Here is a 19,120-nt window from a genome sequence, read left to right on the forward strand (position 1 = left end):
GCAATTTGACTTAAATTTACTTCTGCAACTGTATCATTTCCAAACATTGAAATAATCATCTTAACTTTATTATTATCAATTTCAGTAATTTTACCTGTATAATCTGCAAAAGCACCATCTATAATACGTACTGTTTGTCCTACTTCTACGTCAACATCAAACTCTTGTACAGTTTGTCCCATTGATACTAAGATATCACGGATTTCTTGTTCTAATAAAGGTGTAGGTTTCGATCTATTCCCATGTGATCCAACAAATCCTGTAACGTTAGGAGTATTACGAACGACAAACCATGCTTCATCTGTCATAACCATTTCTACAAGTACATACCCTGGAAAGCGATTCTCTTCAACTTCTTTTCTCTTTCCATTTTTTTCGACTTGCACTGTTTGTGTTGGTATCTCAACACGTAGAATATTGTCCAACATATTATATGTTTGGGCACGCTGTAATAGATTTTCTTTTACTTTATTTTCATAACCAGAATAAGTTTGAAGTACAAACCATCCTTTATCAAAACTATCCATGTTACTTCCTTTCACTACAGAAGAGGTTTTGGTTAAAAATCCTACTAGTCTTCTAAAAAATGTTAATAAATCGAATCAAACCTGAAACAATTAATTTGTCAAAAATATAAATAATTACTACAAAGAAAGCAGAATACTCCATAATGGAACGAAAATCTCTCCAACTTTCCTTGCGAGTTGGCCATGTTGTGTCTTTAAGAAGTCTAAAAATATCTCCAATAAAACGCATCGCTCTCTCCTATCTTGTTTCTTTATGTATTGTGTATTTTGTACAATGTTTACAAAATTTATTTACTTCTAGCCGTGTTGGTTTAGGATTCCCACTTATCTTAATTGAATAATTCCTAGAACCACAAACCTCACAAGCTAGACTTGCTTTTTTTAATGCCATAACGCCTCCATCCTATCTATTATAACAAGAAACCTAGGCTTTGACAAGCATCTTAACGAAATAGATTAGTAACCGTATCCCATATTGTTTGTGCCTTTTCCTTAATTTTAGCATCTGATATAGCACGACTGGCCTCATCCACTAGATTTTGTGCACGACTTCTAATATCAGAAAGGGTATCATCCGTCTGATTAGTTTCATTACTCTGTACTTGATTACTTGCATTGGCTGGTGCAATTCCATTTTGCTTATATGCATTTTCAACTGTAAAGGTACTTCCTGGCGTATAAGGTAAAATGGTATTTGCAATATTTCTAAAGACATGGGCAGCACCGTTTGATGTTGAACCAGATAGGTAATGGTTCTCATCAGTTGTCGGAAAACCTAGCCAATGGCTAATCACCAAATCTGGCGTATAACCAATCACCCACTGGTCACTTGTGTATTCCGGATTAAAGACAGCTTCAGTTGTTCCAGTTTTTCCTGCCATGACATAACCTGCAGGCGATGAACTAATACCAGTTCCGTTGGTAAATGTCCCCAGCATCATACTGGTCATCTTGTCAGCCACAGACTTATCAATCACCCGTTTTTGTGTATTTTTATGGCTTGCTACGACCTGTCCACTAGCATTTTCAATTCTACTAATAAAATGAGCTTCCGGCATCAACCCTTCGTTAGCAAAAGCTGCATAGGCTTGTGCCATTTGAAGAGGGTTGGTTTCAACACCGCTTCCCAATGCGACGCCAAGAACACGATCGACCTTTTCCATGTTGAGTCCGAATTTTTCGCCCGCCTCAAAAGCCTTATCAACGCCCAAATCATTAACAGTGGCAACAGCAGGCAGATTAAGCGATTCTGCCAAGGCTTGATACATTGGAACTTCTTGACTTGTTTTTATCCCTGCATAATTATCTACCTTGTAGTTACCATACTGCATGGTATGGTTATCTAACTGCTTATTCAAAGCCCATCCAGCTTCTACCGCCGGTGTGTAAACAACTAGAGGTTTAATCGTTGATCCAGGACTGCGCTTAGATTGGGTTGCATAATTGAAATTTCTAAATCCTATCTTATCATCACCAGCAACGCGACCAACAACTCCACGAACTCCTCCTGTTTTAGGTTCTAAAACTACACTTCCTGATTGAGCAGTGGTTCCATCTTCAGCCATTGGGAATAGAGATGTGTTTTCATAAACAACCTGCATATTAGCTTGATAATTTTGATCGAGTTCTGTGTAAATACGATAGCCGTTATTAACGATCTCTTCCTCTGTTAGATGATATTTGGAAACTACTTCATTTACCACTGCATCAAAATAAGATGGATAACGATAATCAGAAATCTTCCCTTCATACTTATCTTGCAGTTGCGATGCCATATCAATCCCAGTCGCTTGGGTCCTTTGATTTTCATCAATATAGCCTGCCACAATCATATTTTGTAGAACAGTATCTCTACGATTCGTCGAAGTCTCAGTAGAGTTTAGGGGATTATATAATTCTGGACCTTTGAGCATACCTGCTAAGGTAGCAGCTTCATCCAAGGTTAATTGCGAAGCCGAAACCCCAAAATATTTCTTACTAGCATCTTCTACACCCCATACACCATTCCCAAAATATGCATTGTTAAGGTACATGGTTAGAATCTGATCCTTGCTGTATTTCTTAGTCAATTCTAAAGCCAAGAAAAATTCTTTGGCTTTTCTTTCAACCGTTTGGTCTTGAGAGAGGTAAGCATTCTTTGCCAACTGTTGCGTTATGGTAGAACCACCACCTGAACGTCCTGCAGTTGCAATCGCTAAAAAGAATCGACTATAATTAATCCCATCATTTTTATAAAAAGTACGATCTTCTGTCGCAATAACCGCATTTTGCAAATCTTTACTAATATTCGCTAATTCAACATAGGTTCCTTTTTGACCTGACAAGGCACCCGCCTCTTTATCTTCGCGATCAAAAATGAGAGTTCTAGTTTTTAGGGCATTTTGCAAATCATTGACATTAGTCGACTTAGCTACAGCAAATAAATAAGTCCCAACTAAAAGCCCCACACTCAAGCCTAGTATGAGAAGAATTTTTGTCAAATGGTAGCGACGCCAGAATTTCCTAATCGGTCCTACCTGTGATAATTTCTTTTTATCGCCTTGAGAACGACGTAGGGTTCCTGCATTCAATTCTTCATTTTCACTTGCTTCTTTTTTAAATAAAGAAAGAAACTTTTCAAATAATGTATCTATTTTCATGCGTTTATTTTATCATCTTCACCATAGGATGACAAGAATTTAGCTGTTTCCTATCCAAATAAGGCTTTTTTTGTTACAATATCTGTATGAAATTCATATTTACATTACCAGAATTATTGCCTCCAATGACAGTCAAACAATTACTAGAGGAACAACTCCTGATTCCTAGAAAAATCCGACATTTTTTAAGAATCAAGAAAAATATTTTAATAAACCAAGAAGAGGTCCACTGGAACCAAATAGTCCAGTCTGGAGATGTTTGTCAATTGACTTTTGATGAAGAGGATTATCCTAAAAAGGAAATTCCTTGGGGGAATCCCGCTCTCGTTCAGGAAATCTATCAAGACCAGCACTTGATTGTCGTCAACAAACCAGAAGGTATAAAAACACACGGTAATCATCCTAACGAAATTGCCCTTCTCAATCATGTTTCTGCTTATGTCGGACAAACTTGTTATGTAGTCCATCGACTGGATATGGAAACCAGCGGACTGGTCCTTTTTGCTAAAAATCCTTTTATACTTCCTATTCTCAATCGTTTATTGGAGAAAAAAGAGATTTCTAGAGAATATTGGGCACTAGTTGATGGAAATACCAACAGTAAAGAGCTAGTCTTCAAAGACAATATCGGACGTGATCGTCATGATCGTAGAAAACGAGTAGTTAATCCCAAAAATGGACAATATGCTGAAACTCATGTGAGCCGTTTGAAGCAATTTCAAAACAAAACCTCACTGGTTCGTTGCAGACTCAAGACAGGACGAACTCATCAGATTCGGGTTCACCTTTCTCATCATCAGTTCCCAATTATAGGAGATCCTTTATATAATTCAAAATCAGTCTGTAGTAGACTTATGCTTCATGCCTATCGCCTCTCTTTTACCCATCCTCTAATCTTAGAGAAACTGACTTTCACCGCTTTTTCGAATACATTTGAACAAGAATTAAAAAAGAATGGATGATTGATTCATCCATTCTTTTTATCGACTCAAGAATTATTTAGCAATTTTTGCGAAGTATTCAAGAGTACGAACAAGTTGTGCAGTGTATGACATTTCGTTGTCGTACCATGATACAACTTTAACCAATTGTTTACCGTCAACGTCAAGAACTTTAGTTTGAGTTGCGTCAAACAATGAACCGTAAGACATACCTACGATATCTGAAGATACGATTGGATCTTCTGTGTAACCGTATGATTCGTTTGAAGCTGCTTTCATAGCTGCGTTCACTTCATCAACAGTAACGTTCTTTTCAAGAACAGCTACCAATTCAGTAACTGATCCAGTTGGAGTTGGAACGCGTTGTGCAGATCCGTCAAGTTTACCGTTCAATTCTGGAATTACAAGACCGATAGCTTTAGCAGCACCAGTTGAGTTAGGAACGATGTTTGCAGCACCAGCGCGAGCACGGCGAAGGTCACCACCACGGTGTGGTCCGTCAAGGATCATTTGGTCACCAGTGTAAGCGTGGATAGTAGTCATCAATCCTTCAACAACACCAAAGTTGTCTTGAAGAGCTTTAGCCATTGGAGCCAAGCAGTTTGTAGTACATGAAGCACCTGAGATAACTGTTTCAGTACCGTCAAGAACGTCGTGGTTAGTGTTAAATACAACTGTTTTAACGTCGTTTCCACCAGGAGCAGTGATAACAACTTTTTTAGCTCCACCTTTAAGGTGTTTTTCAGCTGCTTCTTTCTTAGCAAAGAAACCAGTAGCTTCAAGAACGATTTCTACACCGTCAGTAGCCCAGTCGATTTGTTCTGGATCACGTTCAGCAGAAACTTTAACGAATTTACCGTTAACTTCGAATCCACCTTCTTTAACTTCAACAGTACCGTCGAAACGACCTTGAGTTGTGTCGTATTTCAACAAGTGTGCAAGCATAACTGGATCTGTAAGGTCGTTGATGCGTGTAACTTCAACACCTTCTACGTTTTGGATACGACGGAAAGCAAGACGACCGATACGTCCGAAACCGTTAATACCAACTTTAACTACCATTAGTGATTTCCTCCTTATGAAAATCATGAAATTTTTATTGTGAAAAGAGTAACTTGAATCACTACAAATCACCTTTCAACAAACCTATTATATAACTATTTAAATTTAATTGCAAGTACGGGCATTGTTTTTCTATGTCAGTTTCTTTTAAGGCTATAAATCAAGAACTCCCTTACTATTCATATCGTAGCGATTCTACAGGATCCATTTTACTAATTTTACGTGCTGGGAAGTAGGCTGAGACATAACCAAGTAATAGAGCGAAAGCTAGAGTTCCTAAAATAGATAGAAGATTTAATTCAAAAACCTTAGTGATGGATGGGTAAAAGTGATTTACAACCGCATTCGCTAAACTTCCCACCCCTTGTGCAACCAAAAATGCCAGCAGCAAGGCAATACCTACAATCCAGATAGCCTCGTAAATAAAAATTCCTTTGACATCACGATTTTGATAACCAACTGCCTTCATGACGCCTATTTCCTTAGAACGTTGCATGATATTGATGTAAATGATGATACCAATCATGACTGCTGCTACCACAATAGCTTGTGATGAAAGTACAATCAACAATCCCTGAATGACACGAATAAAAGTAATCACAATATCAAGAACCTTCTGTTGAGAAAGAACAGTATACTTCTTGTTTTTCTGCAATTCTTCTGTTATCGCTTTTGTTTGTGATGGATCTTTGAGTTCCAAGATAAAATAAGATACAGCTTTTGTAAATCCAGCTTCTTTCAAAATCATTTCCATTTGATGAGACGGCATGAAACTGTTGCTGTCCTCCATGTCATCTTCATCATTGATTACACGTACAATCTTCGTTTGAAATTGAGCAGTCTTGCTAGCTTCGGCAGCATTTTCTACAATACTTGCTGAGACTGATTTGCCAATAACATCACTAGCTGTCAGATTTTTTCCTGTCTGTTCATTCCAACTTTTTAGTAAACTAATTGGAATTGTCAAACCCTGTTCATTTGCATCAGTATAGAGGGAACCAGCTAATACTTTGTCCGCCTCATTACTACTAACAGAGATACTGGTATCCTCATAGAGACTCACTACTTGAGCATAAGAAGGCATCGTTTGACTCAGATCCATTTCTTGCCCATCTATAGTAATATTTGACATGTTCATCCCAAAAGGACTCTCTAGATATTTAATAGCTTCTTTCCCAACCGTATCCGTGATATAGTTCTTATCATCTGGGTTCAAAAAGCCTCGTCCAGCATTTTCTGTATTTAAAGCAATCTGAACTTGAGAAGGGATTTGACCTCCATTCGTATTTTCATCAATCATCGAAATCAAAGCATTTCCCAAGCCGAAAGAAATTAAGACTCCTACAAAACCGATTGAGGTTGCTAGCGCAATCAATAGGTTACGCCACTTTCTTTCCAGAAAGTTATTTAAAGAAAGTTTGAATTTATTTTTTAATGATAATCCTTTATTTTTTGACTTCTTCAACAACTTCACCATCCTTCATTTTGATAATCACGTCTGCATATTCAGCAACCTCTGGATTATGGGTTACAATCAATACTGTTTTCCCTGTTTGGGCTAAATTTTTAAATACCTCCAATACCTTTTCTTGGGATTGAGAATCCAGCGAACCCGTTGGCTCATCTGCTACAATCATATCAGGATGATTTACCAGTGCACGCGCTATTGCTACACGTTGCTTTTGCCCACCAGAAAGCTGTTTAACATTTTTATCAATAAAAGGCTCCATGCCCAAGTTACTTAATTGCTCCTTTGCAATCATTGTCATCTCCCTGTCAGATAAATCTTTGACATAGAGAGGGAGCTTGACATTGTCCAAGACAGATTGATGAGGAATGAGGTTAAAATTTTGAAACACAAATCCAATCCTATCTTTACGAAATTGAGTTAGTTCAATCTCTGATAAGTCACGGAGGGATTCCCCTTTAAATTCTAAAACTCCTTCATATTGTCTATCTAGACCACTGATAATGTTTAGCAAGCTAGTTTTGCCACAGCCTGACGGACCGTAAATCGCTGTAATTTTACCTTTTGCAATCTGCAGGTTAATATTTCTTAGAGCCTGCTCTTGATGTTTACCGTCCAAAGTGTAAAACTTTGAAATATTTTTAATGGATAAAATGGACATTCTTTCCCCCTTATTTAAAACTGTTATCGTCATACATCATACTTACAGAAAATTCTTCAAGTTGATTGACCCTATAGGCCTACTACTTAGACTTTTCTCTCTATTGCCTAGTTTGCTTCTGGATGTATATCAAGTAAAATCCATTTTAACAAAAAAGCGACATTTCTCCAATGACAGAAATGTCACTCCTATAAACTCTTTAACGATATCTTTCTATATCCTCGGCCCATTCATTATCTAAACTAACGAGTAACTTCTCATTGCCAAACATCCTTGCCATCATTTTTGCTTCTTCATACTTTTGTTTGGCTGTTTCATAATCCGTCTGAACATAATATTTCCACTCTACCATCAAGACAATCGGTTGCTTTTGGAAATCTCGTGTTTTTTGCCCTATTTTATTTAAGGTCTTGACTGCCCTCTTAAAATAATGAATCAACCCCATAATCTCTATACAAGTTAAAGAGGCTAACAAGGAGTCTCTAAGTAAGTCCAAACAATCGAACTCTATCTTATCAACCTGAGAACTTAATTTGTCATGAAAATAAAGAATGGTTTCATGCTCAGACTTTTTTATCTCACCCTCGTTTAAACCATCCATTAACTGACAAAGAAAATACAGTCTCAATTTCAACAATTCCTCAGCCCTATATACATCTCTGGATAGTAAGTCTTGAAGACTGTCCTCAATCACACTGCTTCCATATAAGGAATTACTAGACATTCTCACTGCATCTATAGCTTGAAGACAATCCACTAGCACTTTCTCATCACGTGGCAAATCATCATAAAAACATTCAAAAATCTCATCAAAATATTCTTCCTTCTGCTCCTGCAACTCCTTGTCTCCATAGTCAGGATGATGAAGAAGAAAGTATTTTAATTCTTGGTAACGTTTCGGTAATTCCTTATAGTCTGGCATCAAGACATAAGATGGAATGCCTAGCCTATTCGCTATATATTCTAGTGTTTTTATCGTAGGACGAAATTCTCCTTTTTCGATTCTCACCAACTGACGCACTGATAATTCGGATTCATCCCCACAAAATACTGGGCGACTAAGTCCTTTCTCTTCTCTAAGAAGTCTTACCTTTTCCCCTAGATCATTCATCTCTTAGATTTCACCCTCGCACGATTATCAAAGCTTTGATTTTCAAATAAATATATGCGATTATTATACCATTTTCCAAAAAGAATTACAAAAAAGAGACAGGAAATTCCTGCCTCTAGGCTGATAACAATTATTTACGGCGTCCTGGTCTTTCTTTGTAGCCATAGTAAGAATCTTCGATGATTTCTTGCATATGGTCAACCATTGGAAGACGTGGGTTAGCTGGTGAACATTGATCTTCGTAAGCAAGAAAGGCCAATTCGCGTGAATGTTCTTTCCATTCTTTTTCATCGATTCCTTGTGCTTTGAAGTTCATTTCGATACCTACGCGCTCACCAAGTTCGTAGACAGCTTTTGCGTAAGATTCCACACCTTCCTCTGGAGTAGAAGCTGGAAGGCCGAGCATACGTGCGATATCTTGGTATTTTTCATCTGCACGGTAGTAGTTGTACTTAGGCCATGTTGCTGTCTTAGCTGGACGTGTACCGTTGTAGCGGATGACGTATGGAAGCAAGATAGCATTAGTACGACCGTGGATTGTGTGGAATTGCGCACCAATCTTATGGGCCATTGAGTGAGAAATACCTAGGAAGGCATTAGCAAAGGCCATACCAGCGATTGTTGAAGCGTTATGCATTTTCTCACGTGAGTGGAAGTCTGCATTCTTAACTGAGCTTTCAAGGTTTTCAAATACAAGTTTGATGGCTTGAAGTGCAAGACCGTCAGTGTAGTCGCTAGCCATTTGTGATACGTAAGCTTCAGTCGCGTGGGTCAATACGTCCATACCAGTGTCCGCAGCAACAAATCCAGGAACTGTCAATACCAAAGCAGGGTCTACGATTGCCACAGTTGGTGTCAATGAGTAGTCAGCGATTGGGTATTTACGGTTGTTTGCTTTATCAGAGATAACGGCAAATGGTGTTACTTCAGATCCTGTACCAGATGTTGTTGGGATTGCGATGAATTTAGTCTTCTTACCAAGTAATGGGAATTTGAAGGCACGTTTACGGATATCCATGAATTTTTGGACAAGGTCTCGGAAGTCCACTTCTGGTTGTTCGTAGAAGAGCCACATTACTTTAGCAGCATCCATTGGAGATCCACCACCGAGAGCGATGATTGTATCTGGTTTGAAGGCACGCATAATCTCAGTACCACGTTCAACCGTAGTGATATCTGGATCTGGTTCTACATCAGCAAAGATTTGGTAAACAACCTTATTGCGACGAAGATCAAGTTGTTCGATGATACGATCAAGGAAACCAAGCTCTACCATGGCATGGTCAGTAACGATCATGACACGTTCAACGTCACGACATTTTTGAAGGTATTGAATTGAATCACGTTCAAAGTATGTTTTTGAAGGAAGTTTCATCCATTGCATGTTATTTCTCCGTCTTCCGACTTTTTTGATATTCAAGAGGTTAATGGCACTAACGTTATCCCCAACTGAGTTGCGTCCGTAAGAACCACATCCGAGTGTCAATGATGGTAAGAAGGCATTGTAAACGTCCCCGATACCACCGAAAGTAGAAGGTGAGTTACAGATAACACGAATAGCTTTAACAGCTTTACCAAATTCTTTAGTTAATTCTTCATCAGCTGTGTGGATGGCTGCTGAGTGTCCAAGACCGTTAAATTCAACCATTTGACGAGCCTTAGTAATACCATCTTCACGGCTTTCAGATTTCAAAACTGCGATAACTGGTGACAATTTTTCACGAGTCAATGGCTCGTTTTCACCAACTTCTTTACATTCTGCAGCAAGAATGTTTGTTCCTTCTGGAACTGTAAATCCTGCTTGCTCTGCAATCCAAGTTGCTGGTTTACCAACGATGTCAGCGTTCAATTTTGCACCAGCACAGTTTTTACTGTTTGCTTTCACGCCAAAGCAGAATTCTTCGAGAAGTGCTTTTTCTTTTTTGTTTACAAAATAAGTGTGATATGATTTGAACTCTGCTACAAATTCATCATAAATCTCTTTGTCAATGATAACCGCTTGCTCTGAGGCACAGACCATACCGTTGTCAAATGATTTAGACATGACGATATCGTGTGCTGCTTGGCGAATATTAGCTGATTTTTCAACATAAGCTGGAACGTTTCCGGCACCTACCCCAAGAGCTGGTTTACCACATGAGTATGCTGCTTTAACCATGGCATTACCACCTGTTGCAAGGATTGTTGCAATGCCTTCGTGGTTCATAAGCGCACTAGTTGCTTCCATAGATGGTTCAGTAATCCACTGTACACAGTTTTCAGGAGCACCTGCTTTAATCGCAGCATCACGAACGATTTGAGCTGCGTGAGCTGATGATTCTTGAGCTGATGGGTGGAAGGCAAAGACAATTGGATTACGTGTCTTCAATGAAATCAATGCCTTAAAGATTGCTGTTGATGTTGGGTTTGTTGTTGGAGTGATACCACAAACAACGCCAACTGGTTCAGCAATAAGTGTTAAACCTGTTACATCGTCTTCTTCGATAACGCCAACTGTTTTAGTGTGACGCATGTTGTTTACTACGTGTTCACAAGCAAACAAGTTCTTAGTTGCTTTGTCTTCAAATACACCACGTCCTGTTTCTTCATAGGCATGTAGAGCCAATTCTCCGTGGGCATCCAAAGCTGCCACTGACGCTTTAGCTACGATGTAGTCGACCTGTTCTTGATCGAGTTTACGCATTTCCTCAAGAGCAACCAAAGCTTTCTGCACCAAGCCATCGACATGCTTTTCAGCAGCGAGTTTCTTTTCTTCTGGTGTCACAGTTTTTTTATCAGCCATATTTTCCTCCATAGCTTTCAAGGATCAACATCCTTTGTTAATTTTTTCACAAGTTTATTATAACGTATTATTTCCACTTTGTAAACAGTTTCATAAACATTTCACAAAGTTTTTTTGCATTTTTTGTGAAATATTATATTGCGCTTACATCTTGAACGATTTTAAACCAAAGATTGTGATTTCTTTTTAAGAAAAATTTTATTTCACAAAGTTTTTTTGTAACAAACGCTTGGAAAAATAAAATTTTCCAAGAAAGCGCTTCCTTTTTTGCTGTTAGAATAACTCCTAATTTTAGGAGTTATTGTTTTTGCTGATAAACACCTTGTTTAAAGGTTCCTTCATAGACAACTTCTTGTTCCGTTGTTAGTTTTCCATAACCTTCAGCTTGCCCACTTACAAAATTACCTTCATATTTCCAACCAGCTTTTGATTGGAATGTACCTTTGCCATTGAAAGCACCGTTACTAAAGTCGCCTGTGTACTGATCTCCATTTTCAAAGATAATGCTTCCTTGACCATTCATTTTTCCACGAACTAGACTTCCATCATAGACGATTTTTCCATCATCAAGATTTAAAACACCTTTTCCTGGAATATTTAGAAGAAAAACTAAAATAGCACATAAAATAATCATAGACAAGGCTGCTATTTCAACACGTGAGCGAGTCAGATAGATACGATATTTCTCATAAAACTCTCTAATCTTTTCCATTTTTTTCCTCCTTTTCCAGATAATCTAGCCATGTTTGACACCCCTGTTGCACACGCAAATAGGTTTCTTCAAAATCACCTGTGTACCAAGGATCCGGAACACTCTCAGACGCAAATGAGTATATCTTGTCTTGCACATCTTCCGGACACATTTGAAGCAAATCTGATACATTTGAAGCATCCATACCGATAATATAATCAAACGACTCAAAATCTTCTCTACCAATTTGAAGCGAAGTTTTATGCTTATCATAGGGAATTTGATATTCTTGGAAAATACCTTGCGTTCCCTTATGTATTGGATTACCATGTTCCCATGATGAGGTCGCGCGACTTTCTATTTCATATTTATTTGTCAGAGATTTCATGACAAACTCTGCCATGGGACTGCGACAAATATTTCCGAGACAGACAAATACTATTTTTTTCATCCCATTTCCTCCATTTCCAAAGAAAAACGGGAGTTAATGTGTCCCGTCTTATTTTTCAGTTGCACTTTCTAGCAAAGTTGTTTCTTTAAGTGGTAACACTGTTCTGATTGCAGTCAATTCGAAGGTCAAGTAAACACCATCAACATCTAAAACAACCGTTCTTTTTTCTGTATCCACTTCATCAACTGTACCATACAAACCACCAATTGTAATAACTTCATAGCCTTTTTGTAGTTTATTCAAGCTATCCATACGCTTTTGTGCTTGTTTTTTTTGAGAACGTTGCATCAAAAACATCAAGCCTAGCATGGCAACGAACACGATTAAAAATGTCATTATTGATCTCCTTTATCTTTTACATAGGTCTACTATATCAAATTTCAGCTACTTTTACAAGATTGTACCTTGCTTTCAGGGCAAGAAAAAAAATCAGAGTTCTCACTCTGATTTTTTACGATTATTTTAAGCTTTGAACGACTTTTACTAGATTTTCTACAGTAAAGCCATACTCTGCCAAGACTTTTGGTGCTGGGGCAGATGCTCCAAAGGTATCAATACCAAGAACTGCACCATCTAGTCCCACATATTTGTACCAGTTTTGAGTTGCACCCATTTCGACTGCAACACGGCGACGAACTGCATTTGGAAGAATTTCTTCTTTGTAAGCTACGTCTTGTGCATCAAAGACATCTGTAGATGGCATGCTGACCACACGAACTTTTTCTCCTTGACTAGCCAATTCTTTAGCTGCAGAAACTGCAAGATTGACCTCTGAACCAGTTGCAATCAGGATTGTATCAAAATCTGCTCCAGTTTCATAAACAACATAAGCACCTTTAGCAACCTTGTCAAAATCTGTTCCATCTTCTACAGTCAAGTTTTGACGTGTTAAGACAAGGGCAGTTGGTGTTTTTTCACTCTTCACTGCAAGGTACCAAGCCGCTTGCGTTTCACGCGCATCTGCTGGACGGAAAACATTGAGATTCGGCATAGCGCGAAGTCCTGCTAAATGCTCAACCGGTTCGTGAGTTGGACCGTCTTCCCCAACCGCAATAGAATCGTGGGTAAAGACATAAGTCACAGGAAGTCCTTGCAAGGCTGACAAGCGGACAGCTGCCTTCACATAGTCAGAGAAGACGAAGAAAGTTCCACCGTACACACGAAGTCCACCATGAAGGGCCATCCCGTTCAAGATCGTTCCCATTGCAAATTCACGAACACCAAACTGAATGTTTCGGTTCAAGCGATTAGCATCATCTTGAAGGCCATCTGTTTTGATGTAGGTCATGTTTGAGTGAGCTAGGTCAGCTGATCCACCTAGGAAAGTCGGCAACTTAGCAGCCACAACATTCAAGGCATCTTGGCTTGAGTTACGCGTTGCTTGAGAGAACCCGTTTTCTAACTCAGGGAAGTCAGCTGGAGTAACTTCAACTGGATCACGTCCATCGATAATTGCTTCCACTTCTGCCGCAAGTTCAGGATAAGCATCTTTATAGTCTGCAACCAATTTTGTCCAAGCTTGATAAGCTGACGCTCCACGATCTGCAACATTTTCTTTAAAATCTGCATAAACTTGCTCTGGAATTTCAAACGGCTCATAGTCCCAACCAAGCGCTTGACGAGTTGCAGCAGTTTCATCAGCACCAAGAGGTGCTCCGTGAACTGCATTTGTCCCTTGTTTGTTTGGAGAACCATATCCAATAACAGTCTTCACTTCAATCAAAGATGGTTTGCCTGAAGCTTTAGCTGTTTCGATAGCAGCATGGATTGCTTCTAAATCTGTTCCATCTTCAACCAAGGCTGTATGCCAACCGTAGGCATTGTAACGGTCACGAACACTTTCTGTGAAGGAATCTTTTGTCTCACCATCCAAGTTAATGTCATTTGAATCATAAAGAACAACTAACTTATCAAGTTTTTGCAGACCTGCGTATGAAGCTGCCTCGCTTGAGACACCTTCCATCAAGTCTCCGTCTCCACAGATAACGTAAGTATAGTGGTCAAAGATATTGTAGCCTTCGCGGTTATATTTGGCTGCCAAAAAACGTTCTGCTTGCGCAAAACCAGTAGCAGTTGAAATCCCTTGCCCTAGAGGACCTGTTGTAGCATCAATACCTGCTGTATGTCCATATTCTGGGTGACCTGGTGTTTTTGAACCCCATTGGCGGAAACTCTTGATTTCTTCCATGCTAACATCTTCGAAACCAGAAAGGTGAAGAAGGGCATAGAGAAGCATTGAGCCATGTCCTGCTGAGAGGATAAAGCGGTCACGGTTAATCCAATTTGGTTGAACCGGATTAATTCGTAATTCTTTTGTAAAAAGGCTATAGGCCATTGGAGCAGCTCCCATAACCACCCCTGGATGTCCTGAGTTGGCTTTATTGATAGCGTCAATACCTAAAAAACGAATTGCATTAACAGATAGATTTGACATAGAATTTCCTTTCTATTCGAGGCGACACATGAACCCCACATTCTATTTTACTATTATATGAAAAAATACATAGAATAGCAATAAAACAATACAACTCTATATAATTCATCTATTTTCTACTCTCTGGTCGCCTGATAGTAGGGAAGTAAGCGTTCATAAGCTTCTTCCAATTTTTCTAAAATCATCTCTAATGATTGAATTTCTACAAAAGAAACATCTACTTTAACTAGCACTTTTCGAATTTCTTGACTACTTACCTTCTCGACTAAAATCTTACGATTTTCTTCGTTTGCTTCCCATCTTTGACTTTGACCATCAGAGTAGGCTAAATAATAAATCCCTTCTACCGCTGGAATCTCTAAAACCTCGGCTTGCTTACCTAAGGTTTGCTCATCCTTCTTACGCTCGATAAAACTAACTTCTAGTGAAACTCCAAAATCAGAAGGACTTCCATACAAACGTAAGGCCATCATAGGTTCTGTCACTTGTCCGTCTCTCTGTAGATATACCCAAAAATGTGGTCTCAAACGCTGTGCTTGATTCATCCACTGGCTAGTCTGTTGGAGTTGCCATTCTGGATGACTTTCTTGAAAGGCTTTAGCCAATTCTGTAAAAGCCTTTCGGGCCTCTTGACCTTTGTGGCGCAATTCCAGCATTTTTTCTCGCTCTGCTCCTGCTTTATCGGGATTACGGTACTGCAAACCTACAAAGTCTAAAAAATCTCTTATCTTATTCAACATCAGTTTAATTTCCTCTAGCTAGCAAAAAATCAGGTTAAACCTGATTTTTTTATTCTGTATCTACAACTACATAACGATTAGGCTCATCACCTTCTGAATAACTTGTCACACCATCCATGCGTGAAATGATACGATGGATTATTTTGCGTTCACTGTTAGACATTGGATCTGTTTGTTGACTACGACCTTCTTCTAACACGCGGATAGCCAGTTTTTGGGCATAGGTTTGTAAAACTTCTGCACGATGTTCAACATAATCATTTACATTGATTGTAATATAGAAGGTGCGTGAATAACGATTGTAAAGATAGTTTTGGGCCAAGAGTTGAAGAGCCTTCAACACTTTGCCGTGATAACCGATTATGCGACCTGGTTCATTCGTATCTATTTGAAGGTTAATGCTTCGACGATTATAATCATTTGAAATAGTAGATTCAACATCCATATCATCAATAATAGTTTGAACGTAGGTCGTTACTTCCCCTGCTACTTGCTCAATATCATAGCTTGGTTCAACTGTTAAACCTAGATTTTCTAATTCTTGATGCTCCGTTTCTTCTAGCTCATCAATAGCTGAAAGCACTTCTGTGTGTTCATGCATATCAGCTTCTTTAATTTGCATTTCATTTAAAATTTCAATATGACCTGTTTCTTCTAAAATAGTATTCGCAGGTTTATCATTTTTTAAGATTTCAGCCTTAATTTCATCCGAAACTCCTTGACCTTCTTCTTCTATTTTCTTAATCGCTGCAACTACATGACCAAGGTCAACGGTTGCTTCACTAACAGTTTTAACTGGTTCATTTTTTTCATTGATTTCCTTTGGAACACCTTTAACTGCTTGTTGATTTGCTTTAATAACTGTTGTTTCACTAATCGCCTCGATATCAACCTGAGCTGGCTTTTTCCCAAACAATCCAAGAAACCCTTTTTTCTCTCTAGAAATGACTTTAATGTGAGCCTTCATTCTTGGAATATCTAATTCTTTCAATCCCTTCTGGATTGCTTCTTCAACAGTTGAACCTGTAAATACTACCATTACAAGATTCCTCCTTATTATTTCGTTTTATGAGCCTTTTTCTTAGCTTTTCTTTTTCTATTTTCCAAATCTTTTTTGGCTTTTACTACTGCCTCACGCTCTGCAATAATCTTGAATGGATTATTCAAGAAGTAAGTTTGCAAGACTTGATAAGCATTGGATACTGTCCAATATAAAGCCACTCCACCCGGTGCGTAAACTGCAAAAACAAAAATCATGATTGGAAGCCCATACATCATGGCAGTTGTTGCTCCATTTCTTTCAGACAAGGCTTTATTAGACAACCATGTACTTAAAAAGGTAAATACGGCGGCTAAAATTGGAAGTACAAGTGTTGTATCTACTCCTCCAAGATTAATCCATAAAAAATGACCTGTCTTTAAAAAGTCAACTCTGGAGAGAGCTTGAAACAAAGCTAAGATAACTGGCATCTGAATCAAAATCGGCCATAGTGAATCCGACTGTCTAACACCCATTTCCTTATAGACTTTACGCATCTCTTGATCCAACTTAGTTCGGCTTTCCATATCACTACCTGGATACTGCTCGCGTAAAGCCTTAATCCGAGGCTGAGCTTCCTGCATTTTCCTAGATGCCACCATCTGTACCTGAAATACAGGTAAAAGTACGGTTCTAATCAAGATTGTAAAGAGAATAATCCCTATCCCAATACTGATATCAAAAGATAAAAATCGAATGACTTCCGCAAAGAAGTAGACGAATTTACTCCAAAAATCAGCCGAATCTGCTGTAATATCACTAGTTGTTGCGCTTGTAGCACAAGCTGTCATTACAAATAGTGACAAGCCTAGCAAACTAGTCAACTGTAGTTTCTTTTTCACTCCCATTTCCTTCCTGATAAAGCTTTGATAACTTTAATACGTGGAGTAGATTTTTCTCCATCTCTGCGTATCCCAAGGTTTCAACCCCTTTTCGAGCAATGACAACAAAATCGACATCCTCTGCAATTCCTACCTTTGCATTTTGTAGAATGTGACGTATCCGTCGCTTAATTTGGTTTCTAGTAACAGCATTCCCCAGCTTTTTGCTAACTGATAGGCCTACTCGAAAATGTTTTTTTTGGTTGTCTAATTGGTAGATAACAAATTTGCGATTAGCAAAACTTGTCCCCTCCTTGAAAATTGCCTTAAAATCTTTCTCTCTTTTTACACGAAAGTTTTTCTTCAAAACTCAACTCCATCTATTAAATTACTACTATTATACCATATTTTTCAAAAAAGCCAATCATAGCAAGGTTTTGGACAATTTCATCAGAAAAAGAAGCTGGAAAAATCTCTTTCCCAACTCCTTGTACTAAACACTTTTTCTAGTTTTACTTATTTTTTCAAGCGCTCAACATCACGGGCAATAACCAATTCTTCATCAGTTGGAATAACCAAAACACGAATCTTCGCTGCCTCTGTTGAGATATCTCCAGTTACGCCAAAGACATTCTTCTCTGAATCTACATCACATCCAAACCAAGAAATGCCTGAAATAACATCTTCACGTACATCGGTTGCATTTTCTCCTACACCCGCTGTAAAGATGATAGCATCTGCACCGTTTAGGACTGCAAGGTACTGCCCAATATGTTTTTGGATACGATCAATATAGATTTCATATGCTAAGTTAGCATCATGGTCTCCTTCTTTTTTAGCAGCAATCACATCACGCATATCACTAGACTTACCTGAAACTCCCATGAGTCCTGACTCACGATTGAGAATATGGCTAATAGCCTCCGGCGTATTAAAGTCCTCTGTATATTGCATTAGGTAAGGGATGATAGCTGGGTCAATATCCCCTGTACGAGTTCCCATCATCACACCACCAAGTGGAGTGAATCCCATTGAAGTATCCACAGATTGACCACCCTTAACAGCTGTAATAGAAGCACCATTACCGATGTGGCAAGTAATCAATTTCAAGTCTTCTAATGGACGTCCCAAGAGTTTTGCAGCTTCTCCTGCCACAAACTGGTGACTTGTCCCGTGGGCACCGTATTTGCGAACCTTATTTTCTGTATAATATTTAGTTGGTAAAGGATAGCGATAAGCCTTCTCTGGCATAGTTGTATGGAAAGAGGTATCAAAAACAACCACGCTAGTAATATCTGGAAGTAATTCTTTAAAAGCTCGAACACCTGCTGCATTGGCTGGATTGTGGAGAGGAGCCAACAAACTCAACTCTTCAACTTTTTCTAAAACATCTCCCTCAACGACTGTTGATTCTTTGAAATATTCTCCACCTGCAACAACACGGTGTCCAACACCTGTGATCTCATCATAAGCCTTTATAATATCAAAACGAATCAAGTCATCCAATAAAATTTTAACGGCTTGTGTATGATTTTCGATATCCAAAATTTGTTGTTCAGAACGGCCATCAAATTTTACAGTAGAGATAGAGTCCTTCAAACCGATACGTTCAATTAGGCCCTTAGCCAATACTTTCTCTTCTGGCATTAAATATAATTGCCATTTCAAACTCGAACTTCCTGCATTGATTGCAATTGTTTTTGTCATAATATAATACCCCTTTTTAAGCGTTTTCAACTATTATAGCAAAATC

Annotated in this window: 19 protein-coding genes; 1 reads left to right on the top strand and 18 read right to left on the bottom strand. The window is 38.6% G+C overall.

Annotated elements, in window-relative coordinates; genetic code table 11:
- The 4 genes from nusG to pbp2a all read right to left on the bottom strand — a co-directional run.
- The coding region (gene nusG / locus HMPREF1117_RS08795; RefSeq protein WP_000376742.1) for a transcription termination/antitermination protein NusG at positions 1-527 on the bottom strand (527 nt) is incomplete at its 3' end.
- Between the two features lie 52 nt (positions 528-579).
- The gene (gene secE / locus HMPREF1117_RS08800; protein ID WP_001210989.1) at positions 580-756 is read right to left on the bottom strand and encodes a preprotein translocase subunit SecE; all 177 of its coding nucleotides are present in this window, start codon (positions 754-756) and stop codon (positions 580-582) included.
- Positions 757-765: 9 nt separating this feature from the next.
- On the bottom strand, positions 766-918 hold the full coding sequence (gene rpmG / locus HMPREF1117_RS08805; protein WP_033582349.1) for a 50S ribosomal protein L33: 153 nt from the start codon (positions 916-918) through the stop codon (positions 766-768).
- 52 nt (positions 919-970) lie between these two features.
- Positions 971-3,166, bottom strand: a complete 2,196-nt coding sequence (gene pbp2a / locus HMPREF1117_RS08810; RefSeq protein WP_000687294.1) for a penicillin-binding protein PBP2A — start codon at positions 3,164-3,166, stop codon at positions 971-973.
- A gap of 86 nt (positions 3,167-3,252) precedes the next feature.
- On the opposite strand from pbp2a, the gene HMPREF1117_RS08815 reads away from it, so the two are divergent.
- Positions 3,253-4,128: an RluA family pseudouridine synthase gene (locus HMPREF1117_RS08815; protein ID WP_081480284.1), complete on the top strand. Its 876-nt coding sequence runs from the start codon at positions 3,253-3,255 to the stop codon at positions 4,126-4,128.
- 33 nt (positions 4,129-4,161) lie between these two features.
- Here HMPREF1117_RS08815 and gap read toward each other — a convergent pair whose 3' ends face one another.
- From gap to HMPREF1117_RS08880, 14 genes are all read right to left on the bottom strand, one after another.
- On the bottom strand, positions 4,162-5,169 hold the full coding sequence (gene gap / locus HMPREF1117_RS08820; RefSeq protein ID WP_000260685.1) for a type I glyceraldehyde-3-phosphate dehydrogenase: 1,008 nt from the start codon (positions 5,167-5,169) through the stop codon (positions 4,162-4,164).
- A gap of 175 nt (positions 5,170-5,344) precedes the next feature.
- Positions 5,345-6,646, bottom strand: a complete 1,302-nt coding sequence (locus HMPREF1117_RS0102280; protein WP_007557212.1) for an ABC transporter permease — start codon at positions 6,644-6,646, stop codon at positions 5,345-5,347.
- Complete coding sequence (locus HMPREF1117_RS08825; protein ID WP_007557235.1) at positions 6,615-7,298, bottom strand: ABC transporter ATP-binding protein; 684 nt, start codon at positions 7,296-7,298, stop codon at positions 6,615-6,617. The genes HMPREF1117_RS0102280 and HMPREF1117_RS08825 overlap by 32 nt, the downstream gene beginning before the upstream one ends.
- A gap of 199 nt (positions 7,299-7,497) precedes the next feature.
- Complete coding sequence (locus HMPREF1117_RS08830; RefSeq protein ID WP_000998723.1) at positions 7,498-8,409, bottom strand: helix-turn-helix domain-containing protein; 912 nt, start codon at positions 8,407-8,409, stop codon at positions 7,498-7,500.
- Positions 8,410-8,539: 130 nt separating this feature from the next.
- On the bottom strand, positions 8,540-11,191 hold the full coding sequence (gene adhE, locus HMPREF1117_RS08835) for a bifunctional acetaldehyde-CoA/alcohol dehydrogenase (protein ID WP_000763956.1): 2,652 nt from the start codon (positions 11,189-11,191) through the stop codon (positions 8,540-8,542).
- A gap of 298 nt (positions 11,192-11,489) precedes the next feature.
- A complete protein-coding gene (locus tag HMPREF1117_RS08840) occupies positions 11,490-11,903 on the bottom strand; it encodes an MORN repeat-containing protein (RefSeq protein WP_000411544.1) in 414 nt (137 codons plus the stop codon).
- Positions 11,890-12,333, bottom strand: a complete 444-nt coding sequence (locus HMPREF1117_RS08845) for a low molecular weight protein-tyrosine-phosphatase (RefSeq protein ID WP_000724850.1) — start codon at positions 12,331-12,333, stop codon at positions 11,890-11,892. The genes HMPREF1117_RS08840 and HMPREF1117_RS08845 overlap by 14 nt, the downstream gene beginning before the upstream one ends.
- A 48-nt stretch (positions 12,334-12,381) precedes the next feature.
- Positions 12,382-12,669 (bottom strand): preprotein translocase subunit YajC, encoded by a 288-nt coding sequence (gene yajC, locus HMPREF1117_RS08850; protein WP_000143396.1) that lies wholly within the window; start codon positions 12,667-12,669, stop codon positions 12,382-12,384.
- A 121-nt stretch (positions 12,670-12,790) separates the two neighbouring features.
- On the bottom strand, positions 12,791-14,767 hold the full coding sequence (tkt, locus tag HMPREF1117_RS08855; RefSeq protein WP_000067846.1) for a transketolase: 1,977 nt from the start codon (positions 14,765-14,767) through the stop codon (positions 12,791-12,793).
- A gap of 116 nt (positions 14,768-14,883) precedes the next feature.
- The gene (locus tag HMPREF1117_RS08860; RefSeq protein ID WP_000932628.1) at positions 14,884-15,507 is read right to left on the bottom strand and encodes a hypothetical protein; all 624 of its coding nucleotides are present in this window, start codon (positions 15,505-15,507) and stop codon (positions 14,884-14,886) included.
- Positions 15,508-15,556: 49 nt separating this feature from the next.
- Positions 15,557-16,546 carry an RNA-binding cell elongation regulator Jag/EloR gene (gene jag / locus HMPREF1117_RS08865; protein ID WP_000260008.1) on the bottom strand — a complete coding sequence of 330 codons (990 nt, stop codon included), beginning with the start codon at positions 16,544-16,546 and terminating at the stop codon, positions 15,557-15,559.
- A gap of 17 nt (positions 16,547-16,563) precedes the next feature.
- Positions 16,564-17,388 (bottom strand): membrane protein insertase YidC, encoded by an 825-nt coding sequence (locus HMPREF1117_RS08870; protein ID WP_000728101.1) that lies wholly within the window; start codon positions 17,386-17,388, stop codon positions 16,564-16,566.
- Complete coding sequence (gene rnpA, locus HMPREF1117_RS08875) at positions 17,363-17,734, bottom strand: ribonuclease P protein component (RefSeq protein ID WP_000739240.1); 372 nt, start codon at positions 17,732-17,734, stop codon at positions 17,363-17,365. Before rnpA ends, HMPREF1117_RS08870 begins: the two co-directional genes overlap by 26 nt.
- Positions 17,735-17,883: 149 nt before the next feature.
- Positions 17,884-19,074, bottom strand: coding sequence for an acetate kinase (locus tag HMPREF1117_RS08880; RefSeq protein WP_000167774.1), 1,191 nt, complete (start codon positions 19,072-19,074; stop codon positions 17,884-17,886).
- Positions 19,075-19,120: the final 46 nt, after the last annotated feature.

The sequence above is a fragment of the Streptococcus sp. SK643 genome (assembly GCF_000259505.1).
Lineage (GTDB): Bacteria > Bacillota > Bacilli > Lactobacillales > Streptococcaceae > Streptococcus.